The organism is Sphingomonas sp. S2M10, assembly GCF_012650175.1.
In the GTDB taxonomy this organism is placed as follows: domain Bacteria; phylum Pseudomonadota; class Alphaproteobacteria; order Sphingomonadales; family Sphingomonadaceae; genus Sphingomonas.
Genome location: NZ_JAAILI010000013.1, coordinates 1 through 1,197 on the forward strand (window position 1 = coordinate 1; position 1,197 = coordinate 1,197).

Annotated in this window: 1 protein-coding gene; it reads right to left on the reverse strand. The window is 62.5% G+C overall.

Features of this window, described 5'->3' with window-relative positions; all coding sequences use genetic code 11:
• Positions 1-17: 17 nt before the first annotated feature.
• A protein-coding gene (locus S2M10_RS04725) for an IS3 family transposase (RefSeq protein WP_168845128.1) occupies positions 18-1,138 on the reverse strand; the annotation gives its coding sequence in 2 pieces (ribosomal slippage) (positions 18-889 and positions 889-1,138; 1,122 coding nt in all).
• Positions 1,139-1,197: the final 59 nt, after the last annotated feature.

Here is a 1,197-nt window from a genome sequence, read left to right on the forward strand (position 1 = left end):
TGACCTGCTCCCCATTTTCAGGCCGTTGATAACTTAGCTTCGGTGTCCATATGCCCTTGGCGGGGGCGGTTCGTAAACTCGGCGGGTGCCAACCCGCCAAGACTGCTATGCGGACGCACGGTATTGTAGTCCGTCCGCCATGCCTCGATGATCCGTCTCGCTACAGCCAGCGATGGGAACAGGTGCTCGTTCAAGCACTCGTCGCGCAAGCGACCATTGAACGATTCCACAAAGCCGTTTTGCTGCGGCTTGCCCGGCGCGATGTAATGCCACTCGACCCCGGTGTCCTGGCACCACGCCAGCACCGCGTGACTGGTCAGCTCGGTCCCGTTGTCGCTGACCACTATGCATGGCAGCCCGCGACGTTCGGCGATGGCGCTCAACTCGCGAACGACCCGCCGACCGGACAGCGAGGTATCGATGATGCAGGCCAGGCACTCCCGGCTGTAATCGTCGATCACATTGAGCATGCGGAACCGCCGGCCGCAGGCCAACGAGTCCGATACGAAGTCGAGCGACCAGCGCTGGTTGGGTTCTTGCGGGATCGCCATCGGCGCTCGCGTTCCCAGCGCGCGCTTCCGGCCGCCACGCTTGCGCACCGTCAGCCGTTCCTCGCGATACAGCCGATAGACCTTCTTCAGGTTCATGCCTTTCCCCTCACGCTTGAGCAGGATCGCCAGTCGCCGATAGCCGAACCGACGGCGCTCGTTCGCGATCTCACGCATCCGAACGCGGACAACATCGTCCTGCCCGCGAAGCGGCTCATATTGCCATGCCGACCGGTTGACCCCGACCAGCCTGCAGGCGCGACGCTCGGAGAAGCCGTGATCGGCCATCAGCTTCTCCACCGCAGCGTAGCGCTCCGCAGACCGGGTCAGTTTTTTCCCAGCAGATCCTTCAGCGCCGACACGTCGAGCATCGACTCCGCCAGCAGCTTCTTCAGCCGTCGGTTCTCATCCTCGAGCGCTCGCAACCGCGCAGCGTCGGACACCGTCAGCCCGCCGTACTTCGACTTCCAGTTGTAGAAGGTCGCATCGCTGATCCCGTGCTTTCGGCAAAGGTCCGGCGTCTTCACGCCAGCCTCATGCTCCCGCAGCACCCCAATGATCTGATCCTCGGTAAATCGGCTTCGCCGCATCGCTCGTCTCCATCTGACGAGCTAACTTACCAATGGCATGAATTCTGGGGAGCAGGTCA